The sequence below is a fragment of the Nissabacter archeti genome (assembly GCF_018257325.1).
Taxonomy (GTDB): domain Bacteria; phylum Pseudomonadota; class Gammaproteobacteria; order Enterobacterales; family Enterobacteriaceae; genus Chimaeribacter; species Chimaeribacter arupi.
Genome location: NZ_JAERKB010000009.1, coordinates 241,617 through 254,014, shown reverse-complemented (window position 1 = coordinate 254,014; position 12,398 = coordinate 241,617). Strand labels below are relative to the sequence as shown.

14 protein-coding genes are annotated in these 12,398 nt (G+C 61.0%); 10 read left to right on the top strand and 4 right to left on the bottom strand.

Going from position 1 to position 12,398, the window contains the following annotated elements:
- Positions 1 to 30: 30 nt before the first annotated feature.
- Both JK232_RS14955 and JK232_RS14950 read right to left on the bottom strand, forming a co-directional pair.
- Positions 31 to 525: a hypothetical protein gene (locus JK232_RS14955; RefSeq protein ID WP_212589347.1), complete on the bottom strand. Its 495-nt coding sequence runs from the start codon at positions 523 to 525 to the stop codon at positions 31 to 33.
- Between the two features lie 425 nt (positions 526 to 950).
- A complete protein-coding gene (locus tag JK232_RS14950; RefSeq protein ID WP_101833693.1) occupies positions 951 to 1,598 on the bottom strand; it encodes a TipAS antibiotic-recognition domain-containing protein in 648 nt (215 codons plus the stop codon).
- Positions 1,599 to 1,911: 313 nt separating this feature from the next.
- Here JK232_RS14950 and JK232_RS14945 point away from each other — a divergent pair, with 313 nt between their 5' ends.
- The 8 genes from JK232_RS14945 to nth all read left to right on the top strand — a co-directional run bounded on the left by JK232_RS14945 (position 1,912) and on the right by nth (position 8,932).
- Positions 1,912 to 2,349, top strand: a complete 438-nt coding sequence (locus JK232_RS14945) for a DUF2569 domain-containing protein (RefSeq protein ID WP_072933086.1) — start codon at positions 1,912 to 1,914, stop codon at positions 2,347 to 2,349.
- 76 nt (positions 2,350 to 2,425) lie between these two features.
- Complete coding sequence (gene rsxA, locus JK232_RS14940) at positions 2,426 to 3,007, top strand: electron transport complex subunit RsxA (RefSeq protein WP_072933084.1); 582 nt, start codon at positions 2,426 to 2,428, stop codon at positions 3,005 to 3,007.
- Complete coding sequence (gene rsxB, locus JK232_RS14935) at positions 3,007 to 3,582, top strand: electron transport complex subunit RsxB (RefSeq protein ID WP_072933082.1); 576 nt, start codon at positions 3,007 to 3,009, stop codon at positions 3,580 to 3,582. The genes rsxA and rsxB overlap by 1 nt, the downstream gene beginning before the upstream one ends.
- Positions 3,575 to 5,911 (top strand): electron transport complex subunit RsxC, encoded by a 2,337-nt coding sequence (rsxC, locus tag JK232_RS14930; RefSeq protein ID WP_212589346.1) that lies wholly within the window; start codon positions 3,575 to 3,577, stop codon positions 5,909 to 5,911. The genes rsxB and rsxC overlap by 8 nt, the downstream gene beginning before the upstream one ends.
- The gene (gene rsxD / locus JK232_RS14925; RefSeq protein WP_101828671.1) at positions 5,912 to 6,964 is read left to right on the top strand and encodes an electron transport complex subunit RsxD; all 1,053 of its coding nucleotides are present in this window, start codon (positions 5,912 to 5,914) and stop codon (positions 6,962 to 6,964) included.
- A 9-nt stretch (positions 6,965 to 6,973) separates the two neighbouring features.
- Complete coding sequence (gene rsxG / locus JK232_RS14920) at positions 6,974 to 7,606, top strand: electron transport complex subunit RsxG (RefSeq protein WP_072933076.1); 633 nt, start codon at positions 6,974 to 6,976, stop codon at positions 7,604 to 7,606.
- Complete coding sequence (locus JK232_RS14915) at positions 7,599 to 8,300, top strand: electron transport complex subunit E (RefSeq protein ID WP_212589345.1); 702 nt, start codon at positions 7,599 to 7,601, stop codon at positions 8,298 to 8,300. The genes rsxG and JK232_RS14915 overlap by 8 nt, the downstream gene beginning before the upstream one ends.
- Complete coding sequence (gene nth / locus JK232_RS14910) at positions 8,297 to 8,932, top strand: endonuclease III (RefSeq protein WP_072933072.1); 636 nt, start codon at positions 8,297 to 8,299, stop codon at positions 8,930 to 8,932. Before JK232_RS14915 ends, nth begins: the two co-directional genes overlap by 4 nt.
- Positions 8,933 to 8,945: 13 nt before the next feature.
- On the opposite strand, the gene JK232_RS14905 is transcribed toward nth, so the two are convergent.
- Complete coding sequence (locus JK232_RS14905; protein ID WP_072933070.1) at positions 8,946 to 9,992, bottom strand: LacI family DNA-binding transcriptional regulator; 1,047 nt, start codon at positions 9,990 to 9,992, stop codon at positions 8,946 to 8,948.
- 902 nt (positions 9,993 to 10,894) lie between these two features.
- On the opposite strand from JK232_RS14905, the gene JK232_RS23030 reads away from it, so the two are divergent.
- Positions 10,895 to 11,296 carry a metallophosphoesterase family protein gene (locus tag JK232_RS23030; RefSeq protein ID WP_338086319.1) on the top strand — a complete coding sequence of 134 codons (402 nt, stop codon included), beginning with the start codon at positions 10,895 to 10,897 and terminating at the stop codon, positions 11,294 to 11,296.
- Between the two features lie 65 nt (positions 11,297 to 11,361).
- Positions 11,362 to 11,619 (top strand): metallophosphoesterase family protein, encoded by a 258-nt coding sequence (locus JK232_RS23025; RefSeq protein ID WP_338086318.1) that lies wholly within the window; start codon positions 11,362 to 11,364, stop codon positions 11,617 to 11,619.
- A gap of 165 nt (positions 11,620 to 11,784) precedes the next feature.
- Here JK232_RS23025 and JK232_RS14895 read toward each other — a convergent pair whose 3' ends face one another.
- Positions 11,785 to 12,309: a YjjA family protein gene (locus JK232_RS14895; protein WP_072933066.1), complete on the bottom strand. Its 525-nt coding sequence runs from the start codon at positions 12,307 to 12,309 to the stop codon at positions 11,785 to 11,787.
- Positions 12,310 to 12,398: the final 89 nt, after the last annotated feature.

Below are 12,398 nucleotides of genomic sequence, written 5' to 3'. Positions count from 1 at the left end.
ACAGCCGGGATGATCCCTGTATAAAAGGGGTTATTTTCCCTGCCCCCTGTATTGTATCCCCCCTGATTCCTCCTTGAGTTTGCTGCTCAGGCTTGATCCAAAGAAATATTGGATAATGGCCGACAGCGCGACCCCCAAAAGAAAACCGGTCACGGTATTAATCATGTTTTCGCGCTGGTCAATATTGACGGACGGCGAGAAACAGGCCATGAACAAAAACAGAAACGTCAGCAACGTGACGCACAGTGCATACAGGTAAAGAAAGTGGCTGCTCAGGAAACGCAGGGCTGCCGGCCGTGCATCGGCATCCTGCTGAAGGCCCGGCGCGGCACCTGCCGCCACCGTCACTGCCTCTCCCGCTTGCTCTGTTTTTTCCGGCCGGGCTTGCGGGTTATCTCGGATATTTTCGTTCATGGTAAAACCTCCGTTAATTAATACATCCTTTATTTCAATGTCATCCCACTCCCTGCGATTCATTAAAGGCATAACATCAGCGGGGTAAGTGATAAAGTTCACCTGTTTCATTTTCTCTCATTGACCTCTATGAGCTGCGGCATGAGGGTGAATGAGGTGTGACAGCGAAATAAAAAAGCCTCGCGGTTCTCATTGATGCGCCCATTAACGGGCAGGGAGGAAGGTAAAAACAGGGCATTAGCGCCCTTTATTTCTCATTCTTTTACGGGGGGGTGGGAAATAGGCGCGGCGGGCTGCCGGTATTGGCCGGGAAAATAACGGCCAGGTTTTTTTATCAGATTAAAAGCAGTGAACAATATGGGGTAATACGGTACACCTGAATGATTAAGGGGGATCATCAGTTATGCGGCAGGCAGGCGGGATATGACAATTGTTAGCCGGAAAACAGAAGAAAGGCGGGCAAGCGTGGCGCAAAAACCGCCGCCGGAAAGGATATTCCCGCACCAGGTTGGCCCGGCGCGGGGGCGAATGCGGCGTCAGGCGTGCCGGTTCAGGTGGGCCACCGCCTGCCGCAACCACTGCAGTAACGGCTCATCCAGCCAGGTGCCCTGGGAGAGTTCCGGCTGCTCCTCCATCGCCAGGCGGATTTTGGCATGGGTTTGCGGGTCATTGCCTGCATAGGCACAAAACAGCGCCATCCAGCGCTGGGCCAGCGGGCGCGCGTCGGCCGACTCCGGGGCGATGCCCTGCTCCATCGCCCGGCGCATATCCGCGATAAGCGGCGGCCAGGCGGACATCTGCTTCGGGTAGTTCTCATAGAGAAAGGCGTATTCGTCATCATTCAGGTAACGGCGCAGGAGCTGCATTTTATTCTCCGCAAAGGCGCGGGTAATAAAGGCTTCGATCTCCGGCGTCATGCCGATGGCCGCACGCACCTCCGGTTCCTGCTCGTGCATCTGGTTGAGCCGGTTAAGGAAATCGGGGTTACAGGCAGTGTCACGCTCCAGCGCCAGCATCCAGCGCAGCGCCAGTTGCCGCGCCGCCGGTTCCTGCGGCAGGGTGCGGTTCTCCAGCAGCCACTCCGCCTCTTTTACCAATGCCCGCCACTCGGTATCGCGTGCCTCATCAGCCTGTGAGAGCGGCAGTTGGGTCAGCTCCTCCTGGGTAAAATATTTCTCATACATCGCTATTGACTCCCACGTTATCAACCCTACATGCCAGCATAGCGGATTGCCGAAAAATCACCGCATACCGGCGGCCGGGCGGCATCCGGAAACAGCAGGGGTGAAGATGCCGGCCCCGTGCGCGGCCCGGCTGAGCGCGGCCTGTTTCCCGCCCGGCCTTTGCCCCCCGGTCTTTCCCAATCCGCCTGTTTTTTTCTTAAAGCCGATCGGCTTTTACAACACATTCTTGATAAGCCGGGGAATTTCACTCTGGTAGTATGTGCCGGCTGAATGCGGGCCTCCCGCGTTGTTTCATCCTGCACAAAGGTTTTTTATGTCGCTAAATCAACAGTCCCCGCGCATTGGCGGATGGTTGCTGGCCCCGCTGGCCTATCTGATCATGACGCTGCTGGGCAACACGCTGACGCTTTCGCTCTACGGGATGGCGCTCTCCCACAGTGACTCGCGCGCCCGGCTCCTCGGCACCACCGGCATGGCGTTGCCGTGGTATCTGTCACTGGTGACGGCGCTGGCGATGTGGCTGTTCAGCGCCTGGGTACTGTGGCAATTCACCCAGCGTAAACGCATCGTGCCGCGGCTCTATATTTTCTGGCTGCTGGTGACGGTGCTGCTGGCGATTAAAAGCTTTGCGTTTGCGCCGGTGCCGGATGATTTTGCGGTGCGCAGCCTGCTGGCCCCGCTGCTGGCGGCGGCCCTGCTGGTGCCCTATTTCTCCCGCTCCCGCCGGGTAAAACAGACGTTTATTGGCTAACCCCGCCACCTGCCCGCGCCGATGCGGCCCTGCGGCAGGCAGCGGTTCTTTTGACTTCAGACTTTCAGGCATTGCAATGACCGAATACCTGCTCTTGTTTGTCGGCACTGTGCTGGTAAACAACTTTGTACTGGTGAAATTCCTTGGGCTGTGCCCGTTCATGGGGGTCTCCAAAAAACTGGAAACCGCCATCGGCATGGGGCTCGCCACCACCTTCGTGATGACGCTGGCCTCCATCAGCGCCTGGGCGATCAACAGCTTTATCCTGTTGCCGCTCGACCTGATTTACCTGCGCACGCTCTCCTTTATTCTGGTGATCGCGGTGGTGGTGCAGTTCACCGAAATGGTGGTACGCAAAACCAGCCCGTCACTCTACCGCCTGCTGGGGATCTTCCTGCCGCTTATCACCACCAACTGCGCGGTGCTGGGCGTGGCGTTGCTGAACATCAATGAATCGCACAACTTCCTGCAATCCGCCGTGTATGGTTTTTCCGCCGCGGCCGGTTTCTCGCTGGTGATGGTGCTGTTCGCTGCCATCCGTGAACGCCTGGCAGTGGCCGATGTGCCTGCGCCGTTCCGCGGGTCGTCGATTGCGCTGGTCACCGCCGGCCTGATGTCGCTGGCCTTTATGGGCTTTACCGGTCTGGTGAAATTCTGATGAGCGCGTTATGGATTGCCATTGCGGCGCTGACGCCGCTGGCGTTGATTTTCGGGCTGGTGCTGGGTTACGCCTCGCGCCGTTTCAAAGTGGACGAAGACCCGGTGGCCGAGCAGGTGGATGCCCTGCTGCCGCAGAGCCAGTGCGGGCAGTGCGGTTACCCCGGCTGCCGCCCCTATGCCGAGGCGGTGGCCAACGGCGAAAAAATCAATAAATGTGCGCCCGGCGGCGAGCAGGTAATGGTGAAGATCGCAGAGCTGCTGAACGTCGAGCAACAGCCGCTGGATGGTGGTGACACTGTCACGCATCCGGTGCGCAAAGTCGCCTTTGTGGATGAGAGCAACTGCATCGGCTGCACCAAATGCATCCAGGCCTGCCCGGTGGATGCGATCGTCGGCGCGACCCGTGCCGTTCACACCGTGGTGGCCGATCTCTGTACCGGCTGCGACCTCTGCGTCGCGCCCTGCCCAACTGACTGTATTGAAATGATCCCGGTAAAAACCACCACCGCCAACTGGAAATGGGATTTGAATACCATCCCGGTGCGCGTCGTTACGGAGGGCCAGCATGTTTAACCTGCTCAACGCCCTGAATAAACACAGGATCTGGGATTTCGCCGGCGGTATCCATCCGCCGGAGATGAAAACCCAGTCAAGCCACGCGCCGCTGCGTACTGCGCCGCTCAGCGACACCTTTATCATCCCGCTGCAACAGCACCTCGGCCCTGAGGGTGAGCTGTTGGTGCGTGCCGGTGACCCGGTGCTGAAAGGCCAGCCGCTCACCGCCGGGCGCGGGCGCACATTGCCGGTACACGCGCCGACCTCCGGCACCGTGCGCGCCATTGAGCCGCGCATCACCGCCCACCCCTCCGGCCTGAAAGAGCTGTGCGTGGTGCTGGATGCCGACGGCGAAGACCGCTGGTGTGAACTGTCGCCGGTGGCGGATTACCACCAGCAGAGCGCCAACGACCTGATCGCACGCATCCACCAGGCGGGCGTCGCCGGTCTCGGCGGCGCGGGCTTCCCCACCGCCACCAAATTGCAGGGCGGCCGGCACGGCGTGAAAACGCTGATCGTCAACGCTGCCGAATGTGAACCTTACATCACCGCCGATGACCGGCTGATGCAGGAGCACGCCCCGGCGATCATTACCGGCACCCGCATCCTCTGCCATATCCTGCGCCCGGAGCGGGTGATCATCGGCATTGAGGACAACAAGCCGGAAGCGATTGCCGCGCTGAAGCGGGCGCTGAAAGAGGACACCACGCCGGGCGTGAAACTTGAGCTGCGCGTGATCCCGACCAAATACCCGTCCGGCGGTGCCAAACAGCTGACGCGCATCCTCACCGGGCAGGAGGTGCCGCACGGCAAACACTCCTCGTCGATCGGTGTGCTGATGCAGAACGTCGGCACGCTGTACGCCATTACCCGTGCCATCGTCCACGGTGAGCCGCTGATTGAGCGCGTGGTGACGCTGACCGGTGAATCGGTCGGCCAGCCCGGCAACGTCTGGGCGCGCATCGGCACGCCGGTGTCGCTGTTACTGAACGATGCCGGTTTCCGCCCGCACGATCAGCAACTGGTGATCATGGGCGGGCCGCTGATGGGCTTCACCCTGCCGCACCTCGACGTGCCGACGGTGAAAATCACCAACTGTCTGCTGGCCCCGTCGCAGAGCGAAATGGGCAAGCCGCAGGAGGAAGAGGCCTGTATCCGGTGCAGCCAGTGTGCTGATGCCTGCCCGGCCGGTCTGTTGCCGCAACAGCTTTACTGGTTCAGCCGCGGCCAGGAGCATGAGAAGGCGCGCAACTACAACCTGTTTGACTGCATTGAGTGCGGTGCCTGCGCCTACGTCTGCCCGAGCAACATTCCGCTGGTGCAGTACTACCGGCAGGAGAAGGCGGAAATCCGCGAGCTGGATCAGGAAGCGGCGCGCGCGGCTGACGCCAAAGCGCGTTTCGAAGCCAAACAGGCGCGGATGGAACGGGAGAAACTGGCCCGTGAAGCACGTCATAAACAGGCCGCCGTGCGGCTCGACGACAGCCAGAATGATGACGTGCAGGCCGCAGTGGCACGGGTCGCGGCGAAGAAAGCCGCGCAACCGCTGGATGAGGCCGTGCGTGAGGCGGAACGTGCCGAGCGCCGCGCCCGCCGGGCCGCCATAGAGGCGGAGATCCCGGTGGATCAGACGTCGCAGTCTGAAGATGAACAGCACCATGACGCCGACCCGCGCAAAGCTGCCGTCGCGGCCGCCCTCGCCCGCGTTAAAGCCCGTAAAGCCGCTGAAGCGGACGCCGCCCCGGCGGCTGCCACGCCGGACACCGGCGCGGATGATGCCCGTAAAGCCGCAGTCGCGGCGGCCGTGGCCCGTGCCAAAGCGAAAAAAGCGGTCGAGGCAAATGCCGATTTCGGCACCGCCGAGGTGGTGGATGCCGACGGCCAGACCACGCCCACCGACGACGACAAACGCAAAGCTGCGGTGGCCGCCGCTGTCGCCCGTGCCAAGGCAAAACGCGCCGCGCAGGCAGAACCGGCTGACGCTGCACCGGCAGAGGCAGAACCCGCAGAAGCCGCTTCAGCTGAGCTGAGCGCCGACGACAAACGCAAAGCCGCGGTGGCCGCCGCTGTCGCCCGTGCCAAGGCAAAACGCGCCGCGCAGGCAGAACCGGTTGATGCCGCGCAAGCGGAACCGGCCTCCGCGGAGGCGTCAGACAACCCGGTAACCGAAAACAGTGCGTTAAACAAACACGCACCTGAACCGTTGCGCCAGGAGGCCGGCACACAGCCCACCGGCCGCGCGGCGGAAAAACAAGAAAGTGACCCGCGCAAGGAGGCGGTCGCTGCGGCGATTGCCCGGATTAAGGCGCGCAAGGCCGCCGAAGAAACGATGTCGAACGAGGAATAAATGGCTTTCAGAATCGCAAGTTCACCTTTTACCCATAACCGGCAACGTACCAGCAGCATCATGCTGTGGGTGATGCTGGCCTGCATCCCCGGCATGGCGGCGCAGTGGTACTTTTTCGGCCCCGGCAACCTGGTGCAGGTGGCGCTGGCCATGGTCACGGCGCTGATTGCTGAAGGGGCGATCGTGGCGCTGCGCCGCCAGTCCGTGAAAGCAAAACTGGGTGATAACTCCGCCCTGCTCACCGCGCTGCTGCTCGGCATCAGCCTGCCGCCGCTGGCACCGTGGTGGATGATTGTGCTCGGCACCTTCTTCGCCATCGTGATCGCCAAGGGGCTGTATGGCGGCCTCGGCCAGAACCCGTTCAACCCGGCGATGGTGGGGTACGTGGTGCTGCTGATCTCCTTCCCGGTGCAGATGACCACCTGGCTGCCGCCGGACACCCTGCAGGCGCACGCGCTGGGCTGGCACGACACGCTGCTCAGCATCTTCAGCGGCCACAGCAGTGAGGGCCTCACTGCCTACCAGTTACAGATGAATGTGGACGGCGTTACCCAGGCCACGCCGCTGGACGGCTTCAAAACCGGGCTGCGTGCCGGGCATGAGTATACCCAGTTGCTGGCCCAGCCGATCTACAGCGGCTTCCTGGCCGGGCTGGGCTGGCAGTGGATTAACCTCGGTTTCCTGGCGGGCGGCCTGCTGCTGCTCAGCCGCCGGCTGATCCACTGGCATATCCCGGTGAGCTTCCTGCTGATGCTGGCGTTTTGCAGCGGGCTGGCGTGGCTGGTGAACCCGGCGCTCAACGCCTCGCCGCTGATCCACCTCTTCTCCGGTGCGACGATGCTCGGCGCGTTCTTTATCGCCACCGACCCGGTAACGGCCTCCACCACGCCGCGCGGCCGCCTGATTTTCGGCGCACTGATTGGCCTGCTGGTGTGGCTGATCCGTGTCTATGGCGGCTACCCGGACGGCGTGGCCTTTGCCGTGCTGCTGGCCAACATTACCGTGCCGTTGATTGACCACTACACCCAACCCCGTGTCTACGGGCATCGCTGAGGAGTTATGATGTTTGATACCATGCGACGCCACGGCACGACCCTGGCGCTGTTCGCCGCCCTGACCACCGGCCTGACTGCCGTGGTCTATACCCTGACCAAGCCCACCATCAGCGATCAGGCGGCCCGGCAGCAGAAAGCGCTGTTTGATCAGGTGATCCCGGCCAGCGTCTATGACAACGCGATGCAGAACGAGTGTTACCTGGTCACTGACCCGGCGCTCGGCAGCGCCGCCCCGCACCGCCTCTACCTGGCGCGCAAAGGCGGTGAGCCGGTGGCGGCCGCGGTGGAAACCACCGCGCCGGACGGCTACTCCGGGGCGATCCAGATCCTGGTCGCGGCCGACTTCCACGGCAAGGTGTACGGCACCCGCGTGCTGGAGCACCATGAGACGCCGGGGCTGGGTGATAAAATTGAAGTGCGGATCTCAGACTGGATCAAGCACTTCGCCCAACAGACAATTAACGGGCCGGACGACCGCCGCTGGGCGGTGAAGAAAGATGGCGGCATGTTTGACCAGTTTACCGGCGCGACCATTACCCCGCGTGCGGTGGTGAATGCGGTGCGCCGCACCACGTTGTATATGGAAACGTTGCCGCCGCGCCTTGCCTCTTTACCTGCTTGTGGAGCCTCTGATGAGTGAAGCCAAACGCGTAACCCTTGACGGGTTGTGGAGAAACAACTCCGCGCTGGTGCAGTTGCTGGGCATGTGCCCGCTGCTGGCCGTGACCTCAACCGCCACCAACGCCCTCGGGCTGGGGCTGGCGACCACGCTGGTGTTGTTCTGCACCAACAGTTCGATCTCGATGATGCGCCGCTGGATCCCCAGCGAAATCCGCATCCCGATTTACGTGATGATCATCGCGTCGGTGGTGAGCTGCGTGCAGATGCTGATCAACGCCTACGCGTTCGGCCTGTACCAGTCACTGGGGATTTTTATCCCGCTTATTGTGACCAACTGCATCGTGATTGGCCGCCCGGAGGCGTACGCCGCCAAAGCGCCGGTGCGCTACGCCGCGCTGGACGGGCTGATGACCGGCCTCGGCGGTACCCTGACGATGTTTGTGCTCGGGTCAATGCGCGAGATCCTGGGCAACGGCACGCTGTTTGACGGCGCAGACCAGCTGCTCGGCAGCTGGGCGAAAGTGCTGCGCATCGAAGTGGCGCACCTGGATTCGCCGTTCCTGCTGGCGATGCTGCCGCCGGGGGCGTTTATCGGCCTGGCGATGCTGCTGGCGATCAAATACCTGATTGACCAGAAGATGAAAGCGCGCAACACGGCGGTGATCGTCACCACGCCGGTTGCCCAGCCGGGGGAGCCTGAAAAAGCGTTATGAATCAGGAGAAACGGACGACTATTCTGAGCCGGTTGCGGGACAACAACCCGCACCCGACCACTGAGCTGGCGTACAGCACCCCGTTTGAGCTGCTGATTGCCGTGCTGCTGTCGGCGCAGGCCACGGATGTCGGCGTCAACAAGGCCACCGCGAAACTCTACCCGGTGGCGAATACCCCGCAGGCGATTCTGGATCTCGGTGTGGACGGCCTGAAGGAGTACATCAAAACCATCGGCTTGTACAACAGCAAGGCGGAGAACGTCATCAAGACCTGCCGCCAGTTGCTGGAAAGGCACGGCGGCGAGGTGCCGGAAGACCGCGCCGCGCTGGAGGCGCTGCCGGGCGTCGGGCGTAAAACCGCGAATGTGGTGCTGAACACCGCGTTCGGCTGGCCGACCATCGCCGTTGACACCCATATCTTCCGCGTCAGCAACCGGACGAATTTCGCGCCGGGCAAAAACGTTGATCAGGTTGAAGAGAAACTGCTGAAAGTGGTGCCGGCCGCCTTCCGGGTGAACGCGCACCACTGGCTGCTGCTGCACGGCCGTTACACCTGCATTGCCCGTAAACCGCGCTGCGGCTCCTGCATTATTGAGGATCTCTGCGAGTACAAAGACAAGGTGTACGAGTAACGCTTTTCCGCCCTCACCCCAGCCCAGGGACGTGAAACGGGCTGGGGTGCGCCACGGAGTAGTGCCGCCCCAGTTTGCCCTGCAACATCAGGTTAAATACCGGGGCGTCCGGGTGCGTCAGGCGGTTTTGCAGCAGGTTTACCGCCTCCACCCCCAGCGCCCGGCACGGCACGTGCAATGTGGTCAGCCACGGGGCCAGCGCCGTGAGCGGCGGGTGCGATACCCCGCTGCCGAGCAGCGAGACATCCTGCGGCACCCGCAACCCCAACGCCTTCAGGGCAGCCATCGCCCCGTTTACCAATTGGCTGCCGCCGCACAGCAGCACACTGGGCCGCTGCGACGGCGGGCAGGCGGCAAAATAGCCGCGCACCGCCTCCTGTGCCTCTTTTTCACAGAAATTCTGCGTCACCAGCAAGTGATGCTCCTCATCGAACGGGCAGTGGTGATGGCGGAAAGCGCTCTTGATGCCCTCCAGCTGGGCCATCAGGGTTTCACGGCGCAGGCAGAGCAGCGAGAGAATGCGGTGATGCCCCTGCTCCAGCAGGTAATGCGCCCCGCGAAAGCCGATCGCCCGGTGGTCAGGCGAGACGCTGTCGAGCGCCATCTCGTGGTCAAGGCTGTTAATCAGCACGCAGGGCCGGCCGACACTGGCCGCCAGCTTGTGCACCACCGGGTCATCAATGCCGAGCAGGATGATCGCCTGCGCGCCCGATGCCGTGATCTTTTCCAGAAACAGCGGGACGTCCGCGTGCTGCTCCTCCAGTGCGCAACTGTGGAGCTGGACATCGTGCGGGGCAATCGCCTCCTGCACGCCCTGGATCACCTCGTAATAAAAGTGATCGCGCCGGGCATAAAAAGCCCGGTTGGGCGCAAACAGCATAATATGATTAATCAGCAACCGGTTGGAGAGCGTTTCCGCCACGCCTATTTCCCGTGCGCAAGCGAGTATTTTATCCCGCGCCTGTTGGCTGGTATTGGATTTACCTGCCAGCACCCGTGATACGGTGCTGAAAGACAAACCGGTGCGTAATGAGATTTCCTTTATTTTTAACTTTCCCATAGGGGTGCCCTCTCCGGCACACAGGCCCCGCAGGACATTTTCCACCGGTAGCCTCTTGAAATTATTCAGGACGACGCAGGCTACGTGAAAAGCCCCCGGCGCGGTGCGAGTATTATCACAAATCAGCACGCTGCCCCGACAAGGGTGAATATTTATTTTCCTGCGCGGTTATTTCCCGGTAATAACCGCCGGAAAGAGATTTCTATTAATAATTAAATTAAGCCTGGCTTCATTGTTATTAATACGTTGCTGTCATTATATTCCAGTATTTGCTGTTGAGGTTAAGTGGAAGGTTTTAGTTGCTCATGTGAGTTGGGGAAGGTTTCGGTTGCTCATGTGAGTTGAGGAAGGTTTCGGTTGTTTATGTGTGGTTGTCTACCTGGCCCGCTGCGCCTCAACCGAGCAGGGCGCGCCGGTGCGCTCGCCCTGCACCCGCGCACGTTCGGTGGGTTGGCTGAATCATTGCACGCTCTCGCGTGTACCCTCACTCCGCCTCCGGGCTAATCGGACCGCCGCAGACACGCTCCCAGCGTGGCTGCGACTCTCGCACACATCCATGTGTGCTCGCCCGGCCCTGCGTCTCCACTCGGCAATGATTTTTACGCCCCTACCAGGCTGCCTATCTTTGGGTATGTAAGGAAATGGTAGGTGGGGATTTTTGGGTATCCTGCCCGTTCGCCCGGCCCTTCGTCTCCACTCGGCAATGATTTTTACGCCCCCGCCACCTCTGCATATCGTTGAGTATGTAAGGAAAAAGTAGAGGGTAAATATTGCCCGGCCCTGCGGCTCCACTCGGAAATGATTTTTATGCCCCACCACTTCTGCATATCATTGGGTAGGTGCGGAAAACGTTGGCCGCAAATCCAGGCATTCAGGCCGTCTCACTAAAACAGGAGGCTTTCATGATCATTGCCCAGGTATCAGACATTCATGCAGCACCTGATAATGACAATCTCTCCCGGCTCGCGCGTGCCCTCTCCTGGCTGGATTTCATTAAGCCAGATGCCCTGGTACTTACCGGCGACGTGATTGATAACAATTGGTCAGAAGGCTACGAAAAAGTATCGGCTTGCGTGCATAACAGAACCTGGCCAACCTTTGTTCTGCCCGGTAATGCTGACGATAGCACAGGAATACGCGCCATGTCGGGTCTCCGGCCACAGCAGATGATGCGCTGCATTTTGTGGCGGAGCTCAGCGGGATACGCCTTATCGGGCTTGACTCAACGCTCCCGGGATCGCCGGCAGGCAGTGTGTCTGAACATCTTCGGTGGCTGGAACATACCCTGCACACCGGCGGCGTGACACCCTCAATACTATTTCTGCACCATCATGTATTCCATAGCGGCATTCCTACCCTGGATCAGATCATGTGCCGTGACGCGGAGAAACTGGGGGCGCTGTTAAGGCGGCATCCGCGGCGGCCCATCGCTATCGCTACCGGGCATGTCCACCGGCCAATGGCGGGCAATCTGGCAGGGATCCCCGCTTATATCTGCGGCTCCATCTGCCCCGCTAACCCGGTGTGGTTTGGATCAGACACCGTGCCCCCGGCTGACGATCCCCCCTCGCTGATGCTCTATCGCTTTGCTGATGGGGCGCTGGTCAGCCACATTATTGCGGTGTGATCGCCTGTTGCGACCGCAATAGCGGGCGTTTTCCGGGAGAGCGGCGCAATTCGCCAGAGAAATGACGGGATAATACGGCGAGGCAAACGCGTTCCCCGCTGACAAAAAAGGAGCACCTTGCGGCACTCCCTGTTTTTATTGCAGCGGCGTTGTTCTGCCGGGCGGTTACAGCAGTTTTTTCGACTGTTTCAGTACCACGTCGCAGGCTTTGGTTTTCAGCTTCTGCTTCAGCTGGGCAGTGCCGACGCCGATGTTGCTCAGGTTCAGGTCGTTGCCCTGCCCGGTGTGCAGGATGCCGCCGAGGCCGTCCTGGTAATCTTCACTCTGCGCGCCGGACGCGCTCTGGATGCCGAGCTTGCTCAGCAATTGATCTTTCACACTGGCGGCATTGGTGGTGGAGAGCACGTTGTTTTTGACGCAGTACTCCAGCACGCCGGCGGCGTTGGTGGCGCTTTCGGCTTTCAGGCCGTTGTCGCCGCCGTTGAGCAGCCCGGTCAGGGTGCCAAGCGACAACCCGCCGCTGCCGGTGGCCGCGGTGTTGCTGCCGCCGGCGGCAGTGTTGCTGTTATTGCTGTTCAGCGCGTCACTGGCGCTTTTCAGCGTACCGGCCCAGTCGGCTTGCGCCGCGCCGCTGAGTAAGGTACCGCCCAGTGCCAGCGCAACCAGCCAGCGTGATGAAAATTTACCCATGTCCTGCCCTCATTGAGAAAAATGAACAAAAATGATGCCAAAATCAGGCTGCAACCTTAGGCAGCCGCGCAGGCCGCCTCAACCAGATC